Origin of the sequence: Cognatilysobacter terrigena (genome assembly GCF_004361065.1) — a bacterium.
GTDB lineage: Bacteria > Pseudomonadota > Gammaproteobacteria > Xanthomonadales > Xanthomonadaceae > Cognatilysobacter > Cognatilysobacter terrigena.
The window spans coordinates 60899-81562 of record NZ_SELT01000015.1 but is presented as its reverse complement, the minus strand read 5'-3'; the positions used below and the strand labels follow the sequence as shown (position 1 = coordinate 81562).

Genomic DNA, 20664 nt, shown 5'->3' with positions numbered 1-20664 from the left:
CGCGAGCCAGCGGCTGTTCAGCGATGACGCTCCGCTCTCACGCCGCTTCGACGATTTCGCGCCAACACTGGCGCTCGATCCCCCGCAGGACTTCCGCCATGAGCACGCTGGACCGTCTCCCCGAACGCATGTTGGATCTCGCCAGCCAGGCCGGTGACCGCATCGGCAGCCTCGCCCCGCGCGCGAGCGAGTGGCTCGACGCGGGCGCCAAGCTGGGCGCGCTGAAGGGCGCGTCGAAGGTCGGCCTCAAGGTCGTTCGTCGCAACCCGGTGGTGTTCGGCGCGGCGCTGGCCGGCGCCGGCCTGCTCTGGTACGCCGCGCGTCGTCGCGCCAAGCGTGCCGAGAACGGCAACGACGGCGCGATCGAAGGCCGCTCGCGCCGCATCGAGGCGCGCAACGCCGACGAGGACAACACGACGCAGGGCCGCACGCGCACGCAGCGCCGCACCGGCACCCGCCGCGCGTCGACCAGCCGTGCGCGCAGCACGCGCGAGTCGCGCACCGAGCACTGAGTTCCAGAGGAGGTCGGCCCGGGCCGACCCGTCGATGCCGCCGGCCTCCGGCGGCATCTTCGTTTGTGCGGTGATGGGTTCGGCGCTCGACGCAGCGCGTCGAAGTGCGCTCAGGCGCTCTGCGGCAGCTCGATGACGAAGCGCGCGCCGCCGTTCTTGCGGTCTTCGTACCAGAGCTGGCCGCCGGCCTTCTGGATGATCTGCTTCGCCAGCGACAGGCCGAGACCGGATGAAATGCCGTCGTCGCCTTCGTGCAGGCGCACGAACGGCTTGAACAGTTCGCGCTGCTTCGCGGCCGGAATGCCCGGGCCGCGATCCTCGACCACCAGCTGCCAGTAACCGGGCGCGCCTGGACGGCCCGCGATGGTGAGTTCGCTTTCCGGCGCGTACTTCATCGCGTTGGTGACGAGGTTCTCGCTCACCTGGCGCAGCACGCGCTCGTCGATGCGCACGCACACGTCGTTCGCCGGGCGCTGCACGTCGACGCGGATGCCGCGCGCTTCCAGCTGGTATTCGTAACGCTGCACCAGCCAGTCGATCGTCGCGGTGAGCGACGCGCTCGCCGTCGCCGCACCGTCGTCGTCGCGACGCCCCGTGCTTTCGAGGTACTGACGGATGTAGCCGAGCGCGTCGGTCGCGCTCTCGTGGATCATCGTCATGTAGCGCGGCACGCGCTCGGGCTTCGTCGCGCCGGTGATCAGCATCTCGCTCGCGAACAGCACCGACGACAGCGGATTCTTCAGGTCGTGCGCGACGAGGTTGACGAGTTCCTGGCGTTCGCGCGCCACGCGTTCGAGGCGATCGCGCGTGAGCTTGAGGCCGACGTGCGCGGACACGCGCGCGAGCAGTTCCTCGGGAAGGAACGGCTTGGTGACGTAGTCGACCGCGCCCGCGTCGAACGCGCGCAGCAGCAGGTCGCGATCCTGCGCGGCGGTGACGAAGACGACGGGAAGGCTCGGCGGCGCGGCGCCCGCGCGCATCTCTTCCATGACCTGGAAGCCGTCCATTCCCGGCATCATCATGTCGAGCAGCACGAGGTCCGGCGGTTCGGTTTCGCAGATCTCCAGCGCCTTCGGCCCGCTGTCCGCGGTGACGACCTGGTAGCCCTGTCGCGAAAGGAGCATGCCGACGACACGAAGGTTCGCCGGTTGGTCGTCGACGACCAGGATTCTCGCGGCAGTGCCGGTATTGCTGACCATTCGCCCTCGCGGCGGAGCGCCCATCCGTGGCGCGTTCAGAAGCTATCGACGTTAACAGACGGTTGCGCTTTATGCCGCGCAACCTATTCAGGTTTGGTGAACGAGTTACGCCCGGCCGCGGCGCGTGTTCAACCGATGCGGCGCCACTCGCCGGGCGCGAGGCCGTCCAGCCGGTGCGGGCCGACGGCGATGCGCACCAGCCGCAGTGTCGGTAGGCCGACGGCGGCAGTCATGCGCCGCACCTGCCGGTTGCGGCCCTCGGTGATTTCGATTTCGAGCCAGGCGTCCGGCACGGTCTTGCGGAAGCGCACCGGTGGGTCGCGCGGCCACAGCGAGGGCGCGTCGATGCGCTGCGCCCGCGCGGGACGCGTCGGCCCGTCGTTCAAGTCGACGCCGCGACGCAGCATGTCGAGCTGCGCCGGCTGCGGATCGCCTTCGACCTGCACCCAGTAGGTCTTCGGCTGCTTGTGGCGGGGGTCAGTCAGGCGATGCGCGAGGCCGCCGTCGTCGGTGAGCAGCAGCAGGCCTTCGCTGTCGTGATCGAGTCGGCCGGCCGCGTAGACATCCGGCGGCAGGCCGAAGCCGGCGAGCGTCGGGCGCGGCGGCGTGCTGCGGTCGGTGAACTGGCAGAGCACGCCGTAGGGCTTGTTGAACGCGATCAGCACGATGCGCGATCGCCTGCGTCGGCACGCCACTGCATCAGGCGGCGCCCTCGACGCGGTTCTGTCGCCACACCGCGATCACCGCGACCGCATGCAGCAGCGCCATCGACGCCGGCACGGTGACGTTCGCGCGCATGGGCGCCCACGCCTGCAGGGCCGCGGCGACGATTGCCGCAGCGATGCCGAGCGCGACATACGCCGGTGCGCGATACAGCCAGCCGTAGGGCAGGAAGTGCGCGCCCAGCAGCGCCGCCAGCGCGAACGCGACGAGTTCGACGCGCCACGCGAGCAGCGCGACGATCAACGGCCAGCCGAGCATCTGCGCGACGGTGATCGCCCCGATCAGCCCGCGGAATTGGCTGCCCCTGGCGGTGAGGTCGCCGCCGAGCATGCGGTTGAGGCCCCAACCCAGCGGATACACCAGCGCGCCGCCGATCACGAGGAACAGCGCGAGGCGTGCGGGATCGAGGCCGGCGAACATCGCGACGCCCGCCATCGCCGCCCAGAACGCGGCGGTGGCGAGCGTCATGCCGACGCCGCGCCGGGCGATGCGCACGAGCCGCCAGCGCGCGTCGCCGAGCGGCGCGCGTGCGGCCCACGCCGGTGCGTCGTCAGGCACGCGGCTTCACGAAGCGCAGCGTCATGCGGTCGCTCTCGCCGATCGCCTTGTACTTGGCGTCGTCCTTCGCGTCGTGCGAATTGGTCGGCGGCAACGTCCACACGCCACCCGGATAGTCCTTGGTGTCGCGCGGGTTGGCGTTGACCTCGCTTGTGCCGTCGAGCACGAAGCCCGCGGCCTTGGCCATCGCGATGAGCTGCGCCTGGCCGACGTAGCCGGACTTGTCGGTGTCAGGCACGTCGGCCTTCGCACGATGCTCGACCACGCCGAGCACGCCGCCCGGCTTCAGCACGTCGAAGAAGCCCTTGAACATCTGCGGCGCGGTGCCGGCCATGCGCCAGTTGTGCACGTTGCGGAAGGTCAGCACGACGTCGGCCGAGTTCGCCGGGCCGAACACCGGGTTCTTCGGATCGAACGCGACGATCTTCGCGCGGTCGTAGTGCGCGGCGTCGGCATCGAACTTCTTCTGCAGGATGTCGCGGTTCTTCTTGTAGTAGTCGCGGTTCTTCTGCTCGGCCTGCGAGGCGGGATCGATCACCGCCGCGATGTACTGGCCGTTCTCGCGCAGGTAGGGCGCGAGGATCTCGCTGTACCAGCCCGGCGACGGCGTGATCTCGATGACCGTCTGGTCGCCGCGCACCTTGAAGAAGCTCAGCGTCTGCTTGGGATGGCGGTAGACGTCGCGGGCGACGTTCTTGGGGTCGCGCCAGGAACCGGCGATGGCGGCGTCGAGCGCGGCGCCCATGCCATTGGTGACCATCGACTTCGCCTCGGGCTTGGCCGCGACGGCGACAGCGGCGGTGGACGCGAGGACGGCGGCAAGCAGGATCGTGCGCATGGATCGCTCCGGCATGGGGGGAATGCGCGGAGCTTACCGGCCCGATGCGGCCGCCGCCGAACTGCAACGCCCGCGGCATCACCGTGTCACACCCCGGCGCGAGCCTGTGCGCGTTCCCGACACGGAGACCCGACGCCATGGACCTTTTCCGCAGCCCCGGCATCGCGCCGCCGGCGCTTCCGAATTTCACTTCGGGCTTGGCCTGGAGCCGCCGCTACGGCCACGTGCGCCACCTGCGCGAGCCGGACGTCGCGGCCGCCAACGAAGACGACGCCCCGCAGGGCGTCGACCAGGACTTCGAGGAATACGACTTCGAGTGAGGGCAGCGGCCGGGCGGAGCAGGGAAGACTCCGCCCGGCCGGGGGCGTCAGCCGCGCAGGCCGTCGATGACGGCGTTGAGCGTCGCGCTCGGGCGCATCGCCTTGGACAGCTTGCCCATGTCCGGCTGGTAGTAGCCGCCGATGTCGACCGGGTGGCCCTGCACCTCGACGAGTTCCTTGAGGATCTGCGACTCGCCCTCGGTCAGCGCCTTCGCCACCGGCGCGAAGCGCGCGGCGAGTTCGGCGTCCTGCGTCTGCGCCGCCAGCGCCTGCGCCCAGTACTGCGCCAGGTAGAAGTGGCTGCCGCGGTTGTCGAGCTCGCCGACCTTGCGCGCGGGCGAGCGGTTGTTGTCGAGGATCTGCGCGTTCGCGCGGTCCAGCGCATCGGCGAGGATCTGCGCGCGCGGGTTCTTCGCGAAGTTCGCGAGGTGCTCGAGCGACGCCGCGAGCGCCAGGAACTCGCCGAGCGAATCCCAGCGCAGGTAGTTTTCCTCGACGAACTGCTGCACGTGCTTCGGTGCCGAGCCGCCCGCGCCGGTCTCGAACAGGCCGCCGCCCGCCATCAGTGGCACGATCGACAGCATCTTCGCCGACGTGCCGAGTTCCATGATCGGGAACAGGTCGGTGAGGTAGTCGCGCAGCACGTTGCCGGTGACCGAGATCGTGTCCTGGCCCTTGCGGATGCGCTCGAGCGAGAACTTCATCGCCTCGACCGGCGAAAGGATGCGGATGTCGAGACCGCTGGTGTCGAAGTCCTTGAGGTAGGTTTCGACCTTCGCGATCAGCTGCGCGTCGTGCGCGCGGTTCGCATCGAGCCAGAACACCGCCGGCGTGTTCGACAGGCGCGCACGCGACACCGCCAGGCCCACCCAGTCGCGGATCGGCGCGTCCTTGGTCTGGCACATGCGGAAGATGTCACCCGCCTGCACGTTCTGCGACAGCAGCACGTTGCCGTCCGCATCGACCACGCGCACGGTGCCGGCGGCGTCGAGCTGGAAGGTCTTGTCGTGCGAGCCGTATTCCTCGGCCTTCTGCGCCATCAGGCCGACGTTCGGCACCGAGCCCATCGTCGCCGGATCGAACGCACCGTTGGCCTTGCAGTCCTCGATCACCGCTTGGTAGATGCCGGCGTACGAGCGGTCCGGGATCACCGCCTTCGCGTCCTGCAGCTTGCCCTCGGCATTCCACATGCCGCCGCTGTCGCGGATCATCGCGGGCATCGAGGCGTCGACGATCACGTCGCTCGGCACGTGCAGGTTGGTGATGCCCTTGTCGGAGTTCACCATCGCGACCGCCGGGCGGTTCGCGTAGACCGCGGCGATGTCGGCCTCGATCGCGGCGCGCGTGGCGTCGTCGAGCTGAGGCAGGCGCGCGTACAGGTCGCCGATGCCGTTGTTCGGGTTAAAGCCGATCTTCGCGAGCGCGTCGGCGTGCTTTTCCAGCGCCTCGCGATAGAAGCGCTGCACCGCGACGCCGAACAGGATCGGGTCGCTCACCTTCATCATCGTCGCCTTGAGGTGCAGCGAGAACAGCACGCCCTTCGCCTTCGCGTCCGCGATCTGCGCGTCGATGAATTGCGCCAGCTTCGACGTGCTCAGCGCGGCGCTGTCGATGACTTCACCGGCCTGCAGCTTGAGCGCGTCCTTGAGCACGCGCGTGCTGCCGTCGGCGCCGACGAACTCGATGCGCGCGGTGGTCGGCGTGTTGAGCGTCGTCGACGTCTCGCTGCCGTAGAAATCGCCGCCGTCCATGTGCGCGACGTGCGACTTCGAGTCCTTCGACCACTTGCCCATGCGATGCGGATGCTTGCGCGCATACGCCTTCACCGACGCCGGGGCGCGGCGATCCGAATTGCCCTCGCGCAGCACCGGGTTCACCGCCGAGCCCATCGCGCGGCCGTAGCGCGCCTTGATGTCGCGTTCGGCGTCGGTCGACGGCTCGTCCGGATAGTTCGGCAGCGCGTAGCCCTTGCCCTGCAGTTCCTTGATCGCGGCCTTGAGCTGCGGCACGGACGCCGAGATGTTCGGCAGCTTGATGATGTTCGCGTCCGGCGTGGTCGCGAGCTGGCCGAGTTCGGCGAGATCGTCGCTCACCTTTTTGTCGCCGAGCATGTCGGGGAACTGCGCGAGGATGCGGCCGGCGAGCGAGATGTCGCGCGTCTCCACCGCGATGCCGGCGCTGCGCGCGAAACCTTCGACGATCGGCAGCAGCGAGGCCGTGGCGAGGAAGGGCGCTTCGTCGGTGAGCGTGTAGAGGATCTTCGGGGTGTTCGACATGGAGGCACTCGCGGGATCGGGCACGCGCGACGCGTGCGGAGGCGATGCGGGCATCGCGGGACTGCGCATTGTCGCCTCCGCCGCCGGGTGCGGCAAAAGCCGTGCGGGCATGTCGAGCGAACCGCCGCTGCCCGTGCGAGGGCGTACGGCCGCTCAGTCAGGCGATGGCGGCGCCCCAGTCCGACGGCTGCAGCGGCGCCAGACCATGCGCCGCGCGCGCGCGATCGCAGTGGGCGTCGGCTTTGCCTTGCTCCCAGCTCGCGTTCACATCGCGACAGGGCGACGGCCGCTTCGCGTAGATCTCGCATGACGTACCGACGCCGACCTCGCCTCGGAGTGCGACGCACCGGATCGCGGTGTCACCCCACGTGCCGCGCAAGGCGACGCGGTGCGGATCGAGGGGCTCTGTCAGCGACCCCGGCGTCAGCCCGCCAGGCGCGGCATCGGTCTCCGACCAGTGGAAGGCGACGCGGAAGTGGGCGCAGCAGGCGCCGCAGGTCAGGCAGGGATGGGGCATGGCCGAGCAGGGAAAGAAGCACGGGGATTATCGCGTGCGGGCCGCGCGTCCGGCGGCGTCACGCTGAAACGCGCCCGCGCGAACCGCCGAACCACATGAGCGCCGGCCGCTCCTCCGGCTTTCGAGAAGGCGGCATGACCTTCCGCGGTGGCCCTGCGCCACCGCGGCATGCCTAGAATCGGCCCACGGCGCCGTTCGCCGGATCGGAGACGAAGAACATGGGCGTTCTGGATTTCATCAAGGGCCAGGCCCTCGAGATCATCGAGTGGACCGACGACTCGCGCGACACGCTGTCGTTCCGCTTCCCGGACGACGACAAGGAGATCAAGAACGGCGCGCAGCTGATCGTGCGCGACAGCCAGATGGTGCAGTTCGTCGCCGCCGGCCAGTTCGCGGATCTGTTCGGCCCCGGCAAGCACACGCTCAAGACCGAGAACATCCCGATCCTGTCGCGGATCCTCGGCTGGAAGTACGGTTTCGAGTCGCCGTTCAAGTGCGACGTCTACTACCTCAACACCCGCATCTTCACCGGCAACAAGTGGGGCACCGCGAACCCGGTGATGATGCGCGACGCCGACTTCGGCCTCGTCCGCCTGCGCGCGTTCGGCACCTACGACTTCCGAATCGTCGACGCGCCGAAGTTCCTGCGCGAGGTCGCCGGCACCGACCAGAATTTCCGCCTCGACGAGTTCGAAGGCACGATGCGTTCGCGCATCGTCAGCGTGTTCACCGAAGCGCTCGCCACCGCCAAGGTGCCCGCGCTCGACATCGCCACGCGCTACAGCGAGCTCGGTGACGCGCTGCTGCCGGTCGTCAACCCGATCATGCAGGGCAAGTACGGGCTGGAGATCGCGTCGTTCGTGGTCGAGAACGTGTCGGTGCCGCCGGAAGTCGAGCAGGCCATCGACAAGCGCTCGGGCATGGCCGCGGTCGGCAACCTCAACGACTACGTGAAGTTCCAGATGGCGTCGGCGATGGGCCAGGGCGGCGGCAGCGTCGCTGCGGCGCCGGCGGAAATGGCGATCGGTTTCGCGATGGCGCAGCAGATGGCGCAGGGTCTTGCGAACCCGGCAGGCGCCTCGACCGCCGCACCGAGCGCAACGCCGACGCTCGACGTGCTCACACCCGAACAGGCCGCGCAGGCACTCGGCGTGTCCGCCGAGGACGTGATCGCTGCGATCGAGAAAGGCGAACTCAAGGGCCGCAAGATCGGCAACGCCTACCGCATCGCGCGCGCGTCGCTCGACGAGTACCTGCGCGGCGCCTGATCGATGGCCGACGTGCAGCAACCCGCGGCGTCGGCGACGCTCGACAAGCGCGCCTGTCCGGAATGCGGCGGCGACCTCGAATGGAACGCCGCCAAGCAGGCACTCGTATGCCCGTACTGCGGCACCGTCGCGCCGTGGAAGCCGGATACGCCGACGCCGAACGCGATCGTCGAGCTCGACCTCGCGCAGGCGCTCGCGAAAGCCGATGACGGCGGACGCGGCTACGGCGGCGAGCGCCGCGAAGTGCAGTGCCAGAGCTGCAAGGCGATCAGCGTGTTCGACGCCGACAAGGTCGCCGATCGCTGCGCGTTCTGCGGCTCGCCGGCGATCGTGCCCTACACCGCGCTGAAGGACGCGATCACGCCGCAGAGCCTGCTGCCGTTCCGCGTGTCCGAATCGCAGGTGCGCGAGGCCATCCGTCGCTGGTACGGCACGCGCTGGTTCGCGCCCAACAAGCTCAAGCGCGCCGCACTCACCGACACGCTGCGCGGCCTCTACCTGCCGTACTGGACATTCGACGCGCACGTCCACGCATCGTGGACGGCCGAATCCGGCACCTACTACTACACGACCGAGACCTACACGCAGAACGGGCAGACGCGCACGCGGCAGGTGCGCCACGTGCGCTGGACGCCCGCCTCCGGCGAGCTCGACCACTTCTTCGACGACGACCTCGTCGCCGGCAGCGAAGGCGCGCATGCGGACCTGCTGGAGAAGATCGAACCAGTCCCCACCACCACCGACCTCGTCGCCTACGCACCCGAGTTCGTGCGCGGCTGGACGGTGGAGCGCTACCAAGTCGACCTGCGCCTCGCCGCCGATCTCAACATGACGCAGATGGAGCGCGACGTGCACGATCTCTGCGCGAAGGCGGTGCCGGGCGACACCTACCGCAACCTGCAGGTGCGATCGACCTATCACGGCCGCACCTTCAAGCACGTACTGATGCCGGTGTGGCTGGTCAGCTACACCTACGGGTCGCGCGCGTTCCAGCTGCTCGCCAACGGCTACACCGGCACGATCGCGGGGCAGCGTCCCTACAGCTGGATCAAGGTCACCCTCGCGGTGATCGCGGCGCTGATCGTGGCGATGGTCTTCTTCTGGCTCGAGGGGCAGAACTGAGCGGTGCAGTGCGCCGTCGCGGCTGCGGCGGCGGCTCGACACGAGGCATGCCATGACGATCCGCTGGTACTTCGACTTCATCTCGCCGTTCGCCTACCTGCAGCGCCCGCGCGTCCGCGCACTCGCGGCGACGTACGCGATCGAGTACCGCCCGATCCTGTTCGCCGGCCTGCTGCAGCGGCTGGATCACAAGGGTCCGGCCGAGATGCCGGACAAGCGCCGCTTTACCTATCGGCACGTCGTCTGGCGCGCGTCAAAGCTCGGCGTCCCGCTGCGGTTTCCGCCGGCGCATCCGTTCAATCCGCTTGCGGCGTTGCGCCTGTGCATCGCCGCCGGCTGCACCGACACCGCGATCGACGCGGTCTTCGATCACCTCTGGCGCGACGGCCTTCGCGGCGACGACGCGGAATCGCTCGCGCCCGTCGCCGAACGCCTCGGCCTCGACGCCGCGGCTGCGATCGCCGACGCGAACGTCAAGGCGCAGCTGCAGGCCAACTTCGACGCCGCCGTCGCCGACCACGTGTTCGGCGTCCCGACTTTTGCTGCCGATGGCGAGGTGTTCTGGGGCGAGGACGCCACCGCGATGTTCGAGGACTGGCTGCGCGACCGTGCGGCGTTCGAGTCCGGCGAGATGGCGCGCGTCGACACGCTGCCGATCGGCGTCGCGCGTCGCAGCGGCTGACTCGCCGCGACGCGCACGTGGCACCATCGACGCGTCCGTGCACGGAATGCCCGAGGTCGCCATGACCACGCCCGCCCGCGTCGCCCCGTTCTACGACCCCGACACCAGCACGTTCACCTACGTCGTCTACGACCGCGACGGCGGCAGCGCCGCGATCGTCGATCCGGTGCTCGACTACGACGTGGTCGCGGCGCGCGTGTCGACGCGCTCCGCCGATGCCGTCGCCGCGTTCGTCGATGCGCATGCATTGAAGGTCGAGTGGATCCTCGAGACGCATGCGCATGCCGACCATCTCACCGCCGCCGCGTGGTTCAAGGACCGCTACGGCGCGCCGGTCGCGATCGGTCGTGGCATCGTCGACGTGCAGCGTCGCTTCAAGACGCTGTTCGGTTTCGGCGACGAGTTCGTCGCGGATGGCCGCCAGTTCGACCGCCTCTTCGACGACGGCGACACCTTCCGCATCGGCGATCTCGATGCACGCGTGATCGCGACACCCGGCCACACCGGCGACTCCCTGAGCTACGTCATCGGCGACGCCGTGTTCGTCGGCGATACGGTGTTCGCACCGGAAACCGGCACCGCGCGCTGCGACTTCCCGGGCGGCGACGCCGCGCAACTGCGTGCGTCCATCGACCGCCTGCTCGCGTTGCCCGCAGGAATGCGCCTGTTCCTCTGCCACGACTATCCGAAGGATCGCGAGCCGCAGGGCGAGTGGTCGATCGATGCGCAGCGCGACGGCAACGTGCATCTCGCGGGCGTCGACGCCGCACGCTATGTCGAGATGCGCCGCGCGCGCGACGCCACCTTGCCGGTGCCGCGCCTGATCCTCCCTGCGTTGCAGGTCAACATCCGGGCGGGACGCCTTCCCGAACAGGATGCGAACGGCCTGCGTTACCTGCGCATGCCGATCGACGGGCTCGACACGCTGCGGTAATCCCGCAGTCACCGTGCAAACAAAAAGGCCGGCGTGATCGCCGGCCTTTCCGATGCAATGGTAGTGCCGCCCTTATTCGATCGGCTGATCGAGCATCAGCTCACGCACGAAACGCACCGGCGGCGCGCCGTAGCTCAGCACCTTGTCGTGGTACGCCTTGACGTCGAACGCCGCGCCTTCCTTCGCTTCCACCGCCTTGCGCGTGTCGTACTGCTCCTGCACGCCGACGAAGTAGGTCGGCAGCTGCGCGGAGCTGAGCTGCGCGCGCACCCACTTGCCCGCGGCCTCGCGTTCCTGCTGGAAGGTGTCGTGCATCATCAGGTGCATCGCCTGCTCGCGGCTCCAGCCGTCGACGTGCACACCCTGGTCGAGGATCGCGTTCCCGATCGTGCGCAGGTAGAACTTGAGCTGCACGAGGCGGAACAGCGGATCGTTGTTCATGTAACCCGACGTCGTCATCAGGTTTTCGGTGTAGACCGCCCAGCCTTCCGCGAACAGGCCCGAGCGCAGCACGCCGCGCAGCGTCGACGGATAACGCGCCGAATACGCGCCTTCGAGGTAATGCCCCGGCATCGCCTCGTGGATCGTGAGCAGGTGGATCATGCGCGAGTTGTATTCGCGCAGGAACGATTCGGCCTGCTCCTTGGTCCAGTCGTCCGGAATGGGCGAGATGGCGAAGTACGTCGCCTGGCCCTTGTCGAGCGGACCCGGCGAATCGCAGTACGCCACTGCGACGCCGCGCTGGAACTCCGGCATCAGGATCACGCGCACCGGATCGTTCGGCACGCTGACGAGGTTCTTGTCGCGCACGAACTGCGTCGCCTGCGCGAGCGCGGCCTTCGCGGCATCGACCACGCCGTCGCGGCTCGGATGTTCGCGATACGCGAGTTCCAGCGCGGCTTCGATCGCCTTCTGACGTTGCTCGTCGGTCGGATTCGCCGGCAGCGGCGGCGCGCCCTTCTTGCCTTTCAGCACGGTCTGCGCGATGCCGTACATCTCGCCGCGCACGCGCGCGAGTTCCGCCTTCGCGCGCTCGCCGATCTCCTGCCGCGACAGCGACGACATCAGCGCCATCTGCAGCTTCTGGTCGTAGAGCTTGGCGCCGATGCGGAAGTCGCCCTTCGCATTCGGCACCAGTGTCTTGTCCAGCCACGTCTGCTGCTCGGCGACGGCCGTCTTCAGATTGGCGACGGCCGCATCGAGGCGCGCCCGATCCGCGCCCGTCAGCTGGCCCGCGTTCGGCGTGATGAATTCATTGACGAGATCGAGCACGCCCGCGTTCTGCTTCGCGACCGTCTGCGCGTGGATCAGCGGCACGCGCGCGGGGTCGAGGTTGGCACGCATCTGCTCGAACAGCTTCGGCAGCTGCTCCATGCGCGCGGTCGCCGCCTTCAGGCGCTGCGGCATCGGCGCGAACTCGCGCGCCATCAGGTTGTAGATCGCGCCGCCGGCGAGGCCGTTGTAGACCTGCGGATCCCACGCCCACGACTGGAACGTCTCCATGTTCCAGATGTCGCTCTGCAGCTGGTTGCGCAGGATCAGCGCGTCGACCTGGTTCTCGCGCGAGAGCTTGCTGCGATCGATGGCATCGAGCTTCGTGATCAGCTGGCGGCTGAAATCGACGAGTTGCTGGCGGCCGGTCGCGGACAGATCGTCGAGGCGATCGTCGAAGCGGTGATCGCCCAGCTGCGTCGCGGCGACCGGGTTCAGCGCCATCCACTTGTCGAGCCATTCGTCCGCGACGGCCTTGAACGCGGCATCGGCGTTCTGCGCAGGCGCCGTGGCGGGCGCATCGGGCGTCGTCGCGACCGGCGCGGTCTGGCAACCGGCGAGGGCGAGGACGGTGGCAAGGGCGAGGATCGACGCGCGCATGGCGGCTCCGGCTGGCGGGAAAGGGCCAAGCATAAGCGGCGGGTGCGACGACGACGCATGCCGGTGCGCCGTCGATGGCGAACACCGCGGCGCATCTCGCGGGCCGATCCGCATCGCCGGCGTACCGCAGCGACGTAAACTGCAGGCGATCAGGAGCGTCGACCATGCGGGCAGCATTGCGTATCGCCGTCGTCGGCTACGGCACGGGCGGCCAGGCCGCTGCGGTGCTGCTGTCGCGCGATGGACATCGCGTCGACGTGTTCGAACGTGCGCCGGCGCTCGGACCGGTGGGAGCGGGCTTCCTGCTCCAGCCCGTCGGTCAGGCGGTGCTCTGGTCGATGGGCCTGCTCGACGATGCACTCCTGCATGGGGCGCGCATCGCGAGCCTGTATGGCGAGACCGTCGCGGGCCGGCCCGTCATGGACATGCGCTACGCCGAACTCGACGCGCGCATCTTCGGTCTGGGCATGCAGCGCGGCGCCCTGTTCCAGTTGCTGGATGCCGCGTGGACGGAGCACAGGACGCTGCACGTCGGGCAGCGCATCGTCGATGTGGACGTCGACCGCGGTGTCCTGACCGACGCGGCCGGGCGACGGCACGGCGGGTTCGACCTCGTGATCGTTGCCGATGGGGCCGCATCGGCGCTGCGCAGTCGCGTCGCCGACGCGATCCTCGATCGGCCCTACCCCTGGGGCGCGCAATGGTGCCTGGCACCCATGCAGGACTGGCCCTGGCGCAACGTGCTGCGCCAGCGCTATCGGGGTGCGCGGCGCATGGCGGGGATGCTGCCCGTCGGCACGCGGCCGGGCGATCCGGTGCCGCGGCTGAGTTTCTTCTGGAGCGTGCCGACCGCCGAGCTCGACCGCATCGACGTCGATCGCGACGCGTGGCGACGCGACGTTGCTGCGGTCTGGCCGGACGCACTCGACTGTCTGGCCGGCATCGAAGCACCGCACGCGCTGGCGCAGGCGCGCTATCGCGACACCGTGCACCGCAGCTGGCATCGCGGTCGTGCGGTATTGCTGGGTGATTCGGCCCACGCGATGAGCCCCCAGCTGGGGCAGGGCGTCAACATGGCGCTGCTCGATGCGCAGGCGCTGCGCGATGCATTGCGCGTCGAAGCCGTCGTGCCGGCGGCGTTGCAGCGCTACGAACGCGAGCGTCGTGCGCACCTCGCTGCGTATCACTTCTGGAGCCGCGCCCTCACGCCACTGTTCCAGTCGCATCGCGATGCCGCGGCGCGTGTCCGCGACCTCACGTTCCATCCGATGTCGCGCCTGCCCGTGGCGCGCGGAATGATGCTGCGTGTACTGACCGGTACGCGGCGCGGCTGGTTGTCGACGCATCCGCTGCCGGACGGCTTCGTCGACGCGCTGGGCCGTCTGCCGGCCAGTACGCCGCTACAACTATGTCCCACTGCGCACGACGACGAGGCGGTCGACGTGGCCTGACGCGCGATGGCCTTCGACGTTGTCCCGCTGTTCCAACAACCGACCGCCACGCGCAAGCGCGCGGCAGCCCCGATCCTGCTTATCCGCCGGTATTCGCCCCACAACACTTCTTGTACTTCTTCCCACTCCCGCACGGGCACGGCGCGTTGCGCTCCGGCGTTTCCGCGCGGCGGATCGGCTCGCGCGGCGTCAGCGCTTCGATGCGGTGGTGGTGCAGGTCGTTGAGCATGCCGGGCAGGCTGCCGATGATCTCGAGGCGTTCCTTGTAGGCGATCGGCGTACCGGGCTGCGTCGGGTCTTCGCCGACGATCTCGCCGCTGGCGAGGCGGTCGAGCAGGTCGAAGATCTCCTCGATCCAGTCGTTCTCGTCCAGCCACTTCTCCCACGCGGCTTCACGCAGTTCGACCGCGCGAAAAAAGCCCATCGCCCAGTCACGACCGACGTCGAGCTCGTCGTCGTCATGCTCGTCGAGGTTCTCGGGCAGCCACAGCAGCGGCGCATAGGTGTCGGGAAGGTCTTCGTCGCCGTAGCGCACGCGCTGTTCGGCGGTGGCCGCGTGCGTGGCGAGCAGTGCGCGGACATCGCGCGCTTCGTCCTCGTCGGCCCAGCGCGGCGTGCTGCCCCAGACCGGCGTCTCCCATTCCTCGAACGGAACGGTTTCCGGCGACAGCGCGAGCGCGGTGACGTAGCCATCGAGCGCCTCGAGGTTGAAGCCCTTGAAGGGCACGGCACGCTGGTCCAGCAGTTCGGACAGGCGCTCGATCTGCGCGTCGGTCAGCGGCGGGGCGACTTTCATGGCGACACTCGATACGGCGGAAGGCGCGACATGGTAGTCGCTGCCGCGCCGACGCACGAACAACGTGCGGTCACTGCCGCTCGTCGCGTGCGGCGGCCGGGGCCGGCGTGCCGGGCGTCGCGCGCCACGGGTTGATGTCGAGGCCGCCACGGCGCGTATAGCGCGCTTCGACCGACAGCATCGACGGCGCGGCGCGCGTGAGCAGGTCGACGTAGATGCGCTCGACGCACTGCTCGTGGAATTCGCAGTGGTCGCGGAACGAGATCAGGTAACGCAGCACGCTCGCATGGTCGAGCGCCGCGCCGCGATAGCTGATCGTCACGCGCGCCCAGTCGGGCTGGCCGGTGACCGGGCAGTTCGACTTGAGCAGTTCGCTGGTCAGCGTTTCCTCGACGTCGCCGCGCGTGGCGTCGACTTCGAGCAGCTTCGCGTTCGGCGGACCGTAGCAGGTGATGTCGGTCTCGAGCGTGTCGAGCAGGATCGCCGGGCCACGGCGATCCACCGGCGGCAGGCCGAAGGTCACCGCGACGTCGCCACCGGCGGCGTTCGACAGGTCGCGGATGATGCGGTCGCGCACGTCCTGGTAGCTGTCGAACGCCGTCGAGTTGAACGAGTTGAGGTAGAGCTTCAGCGACTTCGATTCGACCAGGTTCGGCGTATCCGCCGGCACGCAGATGGTGGCGGTGGCGACGTGCGGCTTGCCGCGGCCGTCGAGCCACGACAGTTCGTACGCATGCCAGCGGTCGTGCCCGATGAAGGGCAGCGGGGTCGTGATGCCGATTTCGCTGCGCCCGTTCGAGCGCGCGATCGGGACCAGCAGCGACGCGTCGTACGTTGTCGGGTAGTCGACGTGCCGGCCGAGCGGGATCGATACCTCGCTCATGCGCCCGCCTGCGGCGCGTTCAGGTAGTCGAGCGTGGCTTCCAGCATGGCGCGCATACCGATATCGAGGGACTGTTCGTCCAGCTTGAACTCGGGCGAGTGATTGCTGGGTGCGATCTGCGGATCGATGCCGGCGCTGGTCGCGCCGACGAAGAAGAACAGGCCCGGCACTTCCTTAGCGTAGTACGAGAAATCCTCGGCGCCCATCTGCAGCGGCGGTTCGATGACGTTGGCATCGCCGACCACGGCCTTGAGGCTCGGCAGCATCTTCTGCGTGAGCGAGGGATCGTTGTACGTGACCGGATTGCCCTGCGTGTCGGGCACGTTCGCGTCCACCGTCGCGCCGTTCGCGGCGGCGATGTGCTCGGCGACGTTCTTGAGATCGGCGAACACCTTCTGCCGCATGCCTTCGTCGAAGGTGCGGATGGTGCCGATCATCTTCACTTCGTCGGGAATGATGTTGTAGCGGATGCCGCCGTTGATCGCGCCGAAGCTCACCACAACCGGCAGCTTCGCGATGTCGGTGCGGCGCGCGACGATGGACTGCGCGCTCGTCACGATCTCGCTCGCGGTCACGATCGGATCGACGCCGCCCCATGGCCGCGAGCCGTGCGTCTGCCGACCCTTGACCGTGATGTTGAAGCGGTCGCTGGCCGCCATTTCCGGCCCGCTGCGCACGCCGATCTGGCCGACCGGAATCGTCGAGAACACGTGCATGCCGAACACGGCGTCGGGCTTGAAGTCCTTGAACAGGCCTTCCTTGAGCATCAGCGATGCACCGCCTTCCTCGCCGACCGGCGCGCCTTCCTCGCTGGGCTGGAAGATCAGCATCACCTGGCCCGGCAGGTCCTTGCGCATCTTCACCAGCGACTGCGCGATGCCGAGCAGCATCGCGGTGTGCGCGTCGTGGCCGCAGGCATGCATCACGCCGGTGGTCTGGCCGTTGAACGTGGTGGTGACCTTGGATGCGAACGGAAGATCCACGCGTTCGGCGACGGGCAGCGCGTCCATGTCGGCGCGCAGCGCGAGCTTCGGGCCCGGCTTGCCGCCTTCGATGATCGCGACCACGCCGTGGTGGGCGATGCCGGTGCGCGGGGTCAGGCCCATCTTCCTCAGCGCGTCGGCGACGACCTTGGCGGTGCGCTCCTCGCGGTTCGACAGTTCAGGATGCTGATGGAAGTCGCGACGCCACGCGACCACCTGCCCCTGCACGGCCTTCGCGGCGGCATCGACCTCGGGCCGCGCGGCGGCATGGGCCGTCGGAGCGGTGGTCGCGAGAACGGCGGCGAGGGCGGTGGCGAGAACGGCGAAGCGCATGCGGTGCATCCGGCGAAACGGGCCGTCGATGCTACTCCAGAGTTCCAGCGCGCCGGCTGCAATCGCGCGCGCGTCGTGCGACGCTCGCCGCACTTCCCGTCCCTGGGCCGACCATGTCGACCACTCCGTCCCGCTCCCTCGAAGGCGATGCCGCCCTCGTCCGTGCCATCGGCGTCTTCGCGCTCGCCGCGGCGATCATCAATTCCACCGTCGGCGGCGGCATCTTCCGCATGCCGGGCGCGCTCGCGACGCAGGTCGGCGCCGCCGCACCGTTGTCGTTGATCGTCGGTGCGATCGCGATCATTCCGATCGCGTTGTGCTTCGCCGCCGCGGGCAGTCGCGCGCACGCGACCGGCGGGCCGTACACCTACGTGTCCGTCGCGTTCGGGCCGTTCTTCGGCTTCGTCGCCGGCGCGCTGATGTGGATCAGTCACGTCGCGTCCAGCGCGGGCGTCGCCGCGTCGTTCGCGCAGCAGGTCGCGAAGCTCGCGCCCGCGATGGACGCACCCGGACCGCGCGCCGCACTCATCATCGGCACGTACGCCTTGCTGTTCCTGCTCAACGCATTCGGCGTGAAGCTCGGCGCGCGCGCGGTGGCGACGCTCGCGAGCGTCAAGCTCGCACCGCTCGCGCTGCTCGTGCTCGTCGGCATTCCGTTCGTGGACTGGAGCGCGGTGAGCTTCAATCCCGCCGACGTGCCGTCGATCGCCGCGCTCGGCGGATCGCTGGTGCTGGTGATGTTCGCGTACTCCGGCCTCGAAACCGCGCTGGTGCCGTCGGGCGAGTTCGACGATCCGTCGAAGACGGTGCCGCGCGCGACCGTCGTCGCGATCCTGCTGGTGGTCGCGCTGTATCTCGGCCTGCAGATCGTCGGCCAGGGCGTGCTCGGTCCCGCGCTCGCGACCAGCCCGGTGCCGATCGCCGACACCGCCGGCAAGCTGTTCAGCGCCGGCCGCACGTTGCTGCTGGCCACCGCCTGCGTGTCGATGGCGGGCTTCCTGCTCGGCAACCTGCTCGGCTCGTCGCGCCTGCTGTTCGCGCTCGGCCGTGACGGCTACCTGCCGTCGATCTACGGCCGGGTCAGCGCGTCGCATCGCGTACCGCTGCTCGGGTTGGCGACGCATGCCGGCATCGCCTGCTTCCTCGCCGTGCGCGGTTCGTTCGACGGCCTGGCCGCGGTTTCGGGTGGCGCGATCTGCGTGGTCTACGCGGTGGTCGCGCTCGCCGCGTGGCGCCTGCAGCACGCGAACATCAGCGAGCGCGGCACGCCGTTCCGCATGCCCGGCGGCCCGCTGATGCCCCTGATCGGCGCGGGCATCATGGGCGCGATCCTGTTCACGCTGAAGCCGGAGGAATGGCGCGCGATCATCATCTCGCTCGGCGCGCTGATCGCGATCTACATCGTGCTGCACCTGATGCGCCGCGGCCACGCGCCCGCGACGCCCTGATCGTCAGCGCAACGCGGCGGCGTGGTGGGCGATGTGCTCGCCGATGAAGCTCGCGATGAAGTAGTAGCTGTGATCAAAGCCCGGCCGCATGCGCAGCTCGAGCGGATGGCCCGCGGCATCACAGGCCTCGCGTAGCAGCTCCGGTTTCAGTTGCTGCGCGAGGAATTCGTCGGCCTCGCCCTGGTCGACGAGCAGCGGCAGGCGTTCGCGCGCGGTCGCGACGAGTTCGCAGGCATCCCATTCACGCCACGCGTCGCGATCGTCGCCGAGGTAGGTCGTGAACGCCTTCTCGCCCCACGGCACGCGTGAGGGCGCGACGATCGGCGAGAACGCCGACACGCTGCGATAGCGCCCGGGATTACGCAGCGCGATGACCAGCGCGCCGTGCCCGCCCATCGAATGCCCGCTGATGCCGCGCGCGTCGGTCGCGGGGAACTTCGCTTCGATCAACGCCGGCAGTTCACGCACCACGTAGTCGTGCATGCGGTAGTGCGCGTCCCATGGCGCTTGGGTGGCGTCGAGGTAGAAGCCCGCGCCAACGCCGAGGTCGTAGCCTTCGACATCCGGAATGCCCGGCCCGCGCGGACTCGTGTCGGGTGCGACGAGGATCAGACCGTGCTCCGCCGCATAACGCTGCGCGCCCGCCTTGGTGATGAAGTTCTGCTCGGTGCAGGTCAGGCCGGACAGCCAGTACAGCACCGGGCATGCGCGCTGCGACGCCTGCGGCGGCAGATACACGCCGATGCGCGTGTCGCAGTCGAGCGCATCCGAGCGCAGCTGCCAGACCTCCTGCGTACCGCCGAAACACGCATGCGATTCGACGCGCTGCATCAGAAGTGCACCACGCTGCGGATCGACTCGCCGGCGTGCATCAGGTCGAACGCGCGGTTGATGTCGGACAGCGGCATCGTGTGCGTGACGAACGGCGCGAGTTCGATGTCGCCGCGCATCGCGTCCTCGACCATGCCCGGCAGCTGGCTGCGGCCTTTGACGCCGCCGAACGCGGTGCCCATCCACTTGCGCCCGGTGACGAGCTGGAACGGCCGCGTGTGGATCTCCTGGCCTGCGCCGGCGACGCCGATGATCACGCTCTGGCCCCAACCGCGATGCGCGCATTCCAGCGCCGCGCGCATCACCTCGACGTTGCCGATGCATTCGAACGAATGGTCGACGCCCCAGCCGGTCATCTCGACGATCACCTGCTGGATCGGCTTGTCGTGATCGCGCGGATTGACGAAGTCGGTCGCGCCGAACTGCCGCGCCATGTCGAACTTCGACGGGTTCGTATCGATGGCGATGATGCGGCCCGCCTTCGCCTGTCGCGCGCCCTGCACCACCGCGAGCCCGATGCCGCCGAGCCCGAACACCGCGACCGAATCGCCCGGCTGCACCTTCGCCGTGTTGTGTACGGCGCCGAGGCCAGTGGTGACGCCGCAACCGAGCAGGCACACCTGCTCTGGATTCGCTTCGGGGTTGACCTTCGCCAAAGAGACTTCGGCGACGACGGTGTATTCGCTGAAGGTGCTGCAGCCCATGTAGTGATAGAGCGGCTGGCCCTCAAACGAGAAGCGCGACGTGCCGTCCGGCATCACGCCCTTGCCCTGCGTCGCGCGCACGGCCACGCAGAGATTGGTCTTGTTCGACTTGCAGAACAGGCACTGCCCGCATTCGGCGGTGTACAGCGGGATCACGTGGTCGCCGGGTTTCACCGACGTTACGCCCTCGCCGACCTCGACCACGATGCCTGCGCCTTCATGGCCCAGCACCACCGGGAACAGGCCTTCGGGATCGTCGCCCGACAGCGTGAACGCATCCGTGTGGCAGACGCCGGTGTGCGTGATGCGCACCAGCACTTCGCCTGCGCGCGGCGGCGCGACGTCGATCTCGACGATCTGCAGCGGTTGTCCGGGGGCGAAGGCGACGGCGGCACGGGACTTCATCGAACGACT

At 68.9% G+C, this 20664-nt stretch carries 20 protein-coding genes; 8 read left to right on the top strand and 12 right to left on the bottom strand.

Annotated elements, in window-relative coordinates:
- Window positions 1-98 precede the first annotated feature (98 nt).
- Entirely contained in the window at window positions 99-512 is a 414-nt protein-coding gene (locus EVS83_RS10115) for a hypothetical protein (RefSeq protein ID WP_208108728.1), read from the top strand.
- Window positions 513-622: 110 nt separating this feature from the next.
- Here the strand turns inward: EVS83_RS10115 and EVS83_RS10110 are convergent, their stop codons facing one another.
- The 4 genes from EVS83_RS10110 to EVS83_RS10095 form a co-directional block, all read right to left on the bottom strand.
- Window positions 623-1711, bottom strand: coding sequence for a hybrid sensor histidine kinase/response regulator (locus tag EVS83_RS10110; protein ID WP_166636872.1), 1089 nt, complete (start codon window positions 1709-1711; stop codon window positions 623-625).
- A 128-nt stretch (window positions 1712-1839) separates the two neighbouring features.
- On the bottom strand, window positions 1840-2376 hold the full coding sequence (locus EVS83_RS10105) for a pseudouridine synthase (RefSeq protein ID WP_133500925.1): 537 nt from the start codon (window positions 2374-2376) through the stop codon (window positions 1840-1842).
- 34 nt (window positions 2377-2410) lie between these two features.
- A complete protein-coding gene (locus tag EVS83_RS10100) occupies window positions 2411-2992 on the bottom strand; it encodes a DUF7010 family protein (RefSeq protein WP_133500924.1) in 582 nt (193 codons plus the stop codon).
- Entirely contained in the window at window positions 2985-3845 is an 861-nt protein-coding gene (locus EVS83_RS10095) for a class I SAM-dependent methyltransferase (RefSeq protein ID WP_133500923.1), read from the bottom strand. The genes EVS83_RS10100 and EVS83_RS10095 overlap by 8 nt, the downstream gene beginning before the upstream one ends.
- A 122-nt stretch (window positions 3846-3967) precedes the next feature.
- On the opposite strand from EVS83_RS10095, the gene EVS83_RS10090 reads away from it, so the two are divergent.
- A complete protein-coding gene (locus tag EVS83_RS10090; RefSeq protein WP_133500922.1) occupies window positions 3968-4150 on the top strand; it encodes a hypothetical protein in 183 nt (60 codons plus the stop codon).
- 47 nt (window positions 4151-4197) lie between these two features.
- On the opposite strand, the gene EVS83_RS10085 is transcribed toward EVS83_RS10090, so the two are convergent.
- A complete protein-coding gene (locus EVS83_RS10085) occupies window positions 4198-6426 on the bottom strand; it encodes an NADP-dependent isocitrate dehydrogenase (protein ID WP_133500921.1) in 2229 nt (742 codons plus the stop codon).
- A gap of 157 nt (window positions 6427-6583) precedes the next feature.
- Window positions 6584-6943 (bottom strand): YkgJ family cysteine cluster protein, encoded by a 360-nt coding sequence (locus EVS83_RS10080; RefSeq protein WP_133500920.1) that lies wholly within the window; start codon window positions 6941-6943, stop codon window positions 6584-6586.
- Window positions 6944-7161: 218 nt separating this feature from the next.
- On the opposite strand from EVS83_RS10080, the gene EVS83_RS10075 reads away from it, so the two are divergent.
- The 4 genes from EVS83_RS10075 to EVS83_RS10060 all read left to right on the top strand — a co-directional run bounded on the left by EVS83_RS10075 (window position 7162) and on the right by EVS83_RS10060 (window position 10949).
- On the top strand, window positions 7162-8211 hold the full coding sequence (locus EVS83_RS10075; protein WP_133500919.1) for an SPFH and helix-turn-helix domain-containing protein: 1050 nt from the start codon (window positions 7162-7164) through the stop codon (window positions 8209-8211).
- A gap of 3 nt (window positions 8212-8214) precedes the next feature.
- Entirely contained in the window at window positions 8215-9333 is a 1119-nt protein-coding gene (locus EVS83_RS10070) for a Trm112 family protein (RefSeq protein WP_133500918.1), read from the top strand.
- A 52-nt stretch (window positions 9334-9385) separates the two neighbouring features.
- Window positions 9386-10015, top strand: coding sequence for a 2-hydroxychromene-2-carboxylate isomerase (locus tag EVS83_RS10065; RefSeq protein WP_133500917.1), 630 nt, complete (start codon window positions 9386-9388; stop codon window positions 10013-10015).
- 61 nt (window positions 10016-10076) lie between these two features.
- Window positions 10077-10949: an MBL fold metallo-hydrolase gene (locus EVS83_RS10060; RefSeq protein WP_208108727.1), complete on the top strand. Its 873-nt coding sequence runs from the start codon at window positions 10077-10079 to the stop codon at window positions 10947-10949.
- Between the two features lie 72 nt (window positions 10950-11021).
- Here EVS83_RS10060 and EVS83_RS10055 read toward each other — a convergent pair whose 3' ends face one another.
- Window positions 11022-12821: a DUF885 domain-containing protein gene (locus EVS83_RS10055; RefSeq protein WP_133500915.1), complete on the bottom strand. Its 1800-nt coding sequence runs from the start codon at window positions 12819-12821 to the stop codon at window positions 11022-11024.
- Window positions 12822-12985: 164 nt separating this feature from the next.
- Here EVS83_RS10055 and EVS83_RS10050 point away from each other — a divergent pair, with 164 nt between their 5' ends.
- On the top strand, window positions 12986-14272 hold the full coding sequence (locus EVS83_RS10050; protein ID WP_133500914.1) for an FAD-dependent oxidoreductase: 1287 nt from the start codon (window positions 12986-12988) through the stop codon (window positions 14270-14272).
- Window positions 14273-14351: 79 nt separating this feature from the next.
- On the opposite strand, the gene EVS83_RS10045 is transcribed toward EVS83_RS10050, so the two are convergent.
- From EVS83_RS10045 to EVS83_RS10035, 3 genes are all read right to left on the bottom strand, one after another.
- The gene (locus tag EVS83_RS10045) at window positions 14352-15068 is read right to left on the bottom strand and encodes a UPF0149 family protein (RefSeq protein ID WP_133500913.1); all 717 of its coding nucleotides are present in this window, start codon (window positions 15066-15068) and stop codon (window positions 14352-14354) included.
- Window positions 15069-15138: 70 nt separating this feature from the next.
- The gene (queF, locus tag EVS83_RS10040) at window positions 15139-15951 is read right to left on the bottom strand and encodes an NADPH-dependent 7-cyano-7-deazaguanine reductase QueF (protein ID WP_133500912.1); all 813 of its coding nucleotides are present in this window, start codon (window positions 15949-15951) and stop codon (window positions 15139-15141) included.
- Window positions 15948-17267 (bottom strand): amidohydrolase, encoded by a 1320-nt coding sequence (locus EVS83_RS10035; RefSeq protein ID WP_133500911.1) that lies wholly within the window; start codon window positions 17265-17267, stop codon window positions 15948-15950. Before EVS83_RS10035 ends, queF begins: the two co-directional genes overlap by 4 nt.
- Window positions 17268-17380: 113 nt before the next feature.
- Here EVS83_RS10035 and EVS83_RS10030 point away from each other — a divergent pair, with 113 nt between their 5' ends.
- Window positions 17381-18715: an APC family permease gene (locus tag EVS83_RS10030; protein WP_133500910.1), complete on the top strand. Its 1335-nt coding sequence runs from the start codon at window positions 17381-17383 to the stop codon at window positions 18713-18715.
- A gap of 3 nt (window positions 18716-18718) precedes the next feature.
- On the opposite strand, the gene fghA is transcribed toward EVS83_RS10030, so the two are convergent.
- Both fghA and EVS83_RS10020 read right to left on the bottom strand, forming a co-directional pair.
- A complete protein-coding gene (fghA, locus tag EVS83_RS10025; RefSeq protein ID WP_133500909.1) occupies window positions 18719-19546 on the bottom strand; it encodes an S-formylglutathione hydrolase in 828 nt (275 codons plus the stop codon).
- Complete coding sequence (locus tag EVS83_RS10020) at window positions 19546-20655, bottom strand: S-(hydroxymethyl)glutathione dehydrogenase/class III alcohol dehydrogenase (protein WP_133500908.1); 1110 nt, start codon at window positions 20653-20655, stop codon at window positions 19546-19548. The genes fghA and EVS83_RS10020 overlap by 1 nt, the downstream gene beginning before the upstream one ends.
- Between the last annotated feature and the right edge of the window lie 9 nt (window positions 20656-20664).

Coding starts and splice junctions, on each gene's coding strand:
- EVS83_RS10115 (WP_208108728.1), top strand. CDS start 99: ATGAGCACGCTGGACCGTCTCCCCGAACGCATGTTGGATCTCGCCAGC.
- EVS83_RS10110 (WP_166636872.1), bottom strand. CDS start 1,711: ATGGTCAGCAATACCGGCACTGCCGCGAGAATCCTGGTCGTCGACGAC.
- EVS83_RS10095 (WP_133500923.1), bottom strand. CDS start 3,845: ATGCCGGAGCGATCCATGCGCACGATCCTGCTTGCCGCCGTCCTCGCG.
- EVS83_RS10090 (WP_133500922.1), top strand. CDS start 3,968: ATGGACCTTTTCCGCAGCCCCGGCATCGCGCCGCCGGCGCTTCCGAAT.
- EVS83_RS10085 (WP_133500921.1), bottom strand. CDS start 6,426: ATGTCGAACACCCCGAAGATCCTCTACACGCTCACCGACGAAGCGCCC.
- EVS83_RS10080 (WP_133500920.1), bottom strand. CDS start 6,943: ATGCCCCATCCCTGCCTGACCTGCGGCGCCTGCTGCGCCCACTTCCGC.
- EVS83_RS10075 (WP_133500919.1), top strand. CDS start 7,162: ATGGGCGTTCTGGATTTCATCAAGGGCCAGGCCCTCGAGATCATCGAG.
- EVS83_RS10070 (WP_133500918.1), top strand. CDS start 8,215: ATGGCCGACGTGCAGCAACCCGCGGCGTCGGCGACGCTCGACAAGCGC.
- EVS83_RS10065 (WP_133500917.1), top strand. CDS start 9,386: ATGACGATCCGCTGGTACTTCGACTTCATCTCGCCGTTCGCCTACCTG.
- EVS83_RS10060 (WP_208108727.1), top strand. CDS start 10,077: ATGACCACGCCCGCCCGCGTCGCCCCGTTCTACGACCCCGACACCAGC.
- EVS83_RS10055 (WP_133500915.1), bottom strand. CDS start 12,821: ATGCGCGCGTCGATCCTCGCCCTTGCCACCGTCCTCGCCCTCGCCGGT.
- EVS83_RS10050 (WP_133500914.1), top strand. CDS start 12,986: ATGCGGGCAGCATTGCGTATCGCCGTCGTCGGCTACGGCACGGGCGGC.
- EVS83_RS10045 (WP_133500913.1), bottom strand. CDS start 15,068: ATGAAAGTCGCCCCGCCGCTGACCGACGCGCAGATCGAGCGCCTGTCC.
- queF (WP_133500912.1), bottom strand. CDS start 15,951: ATGAGCGAGGTATCGATCCCGCTCGGCCGGCACGTCGACTACCCGACA.
- EVS83_RS10035 (WP_133500911.1), bottom strand. CDS start 17,267: ATGCGCTTCGCCGTTCTCGCCACCGCCCTCGCCGCCGTTCTCGCGACC.
- EVS83_RS10030 (WP_133500910.1), top strand. CDS start 17,381: ATGTCGACCACTCCGTCCCGCTCCCTCGAAGGCGATGCCGCCCTCGTC.
- fghA (WP_133500909.1), bottom strand. CDS start 19,546: ATGCAGCGCGTCGAATCGCATGCGTGTTTCGGCGGTACGCAGGAGGTC.
- EVS83_RS10020 (WP_133500908.1), bottom strand. CDS start 20,655: ATGAAGTCCCGTGCCGCCGTCGCCTTCGCCCCCGGACAACCGCTGCAG.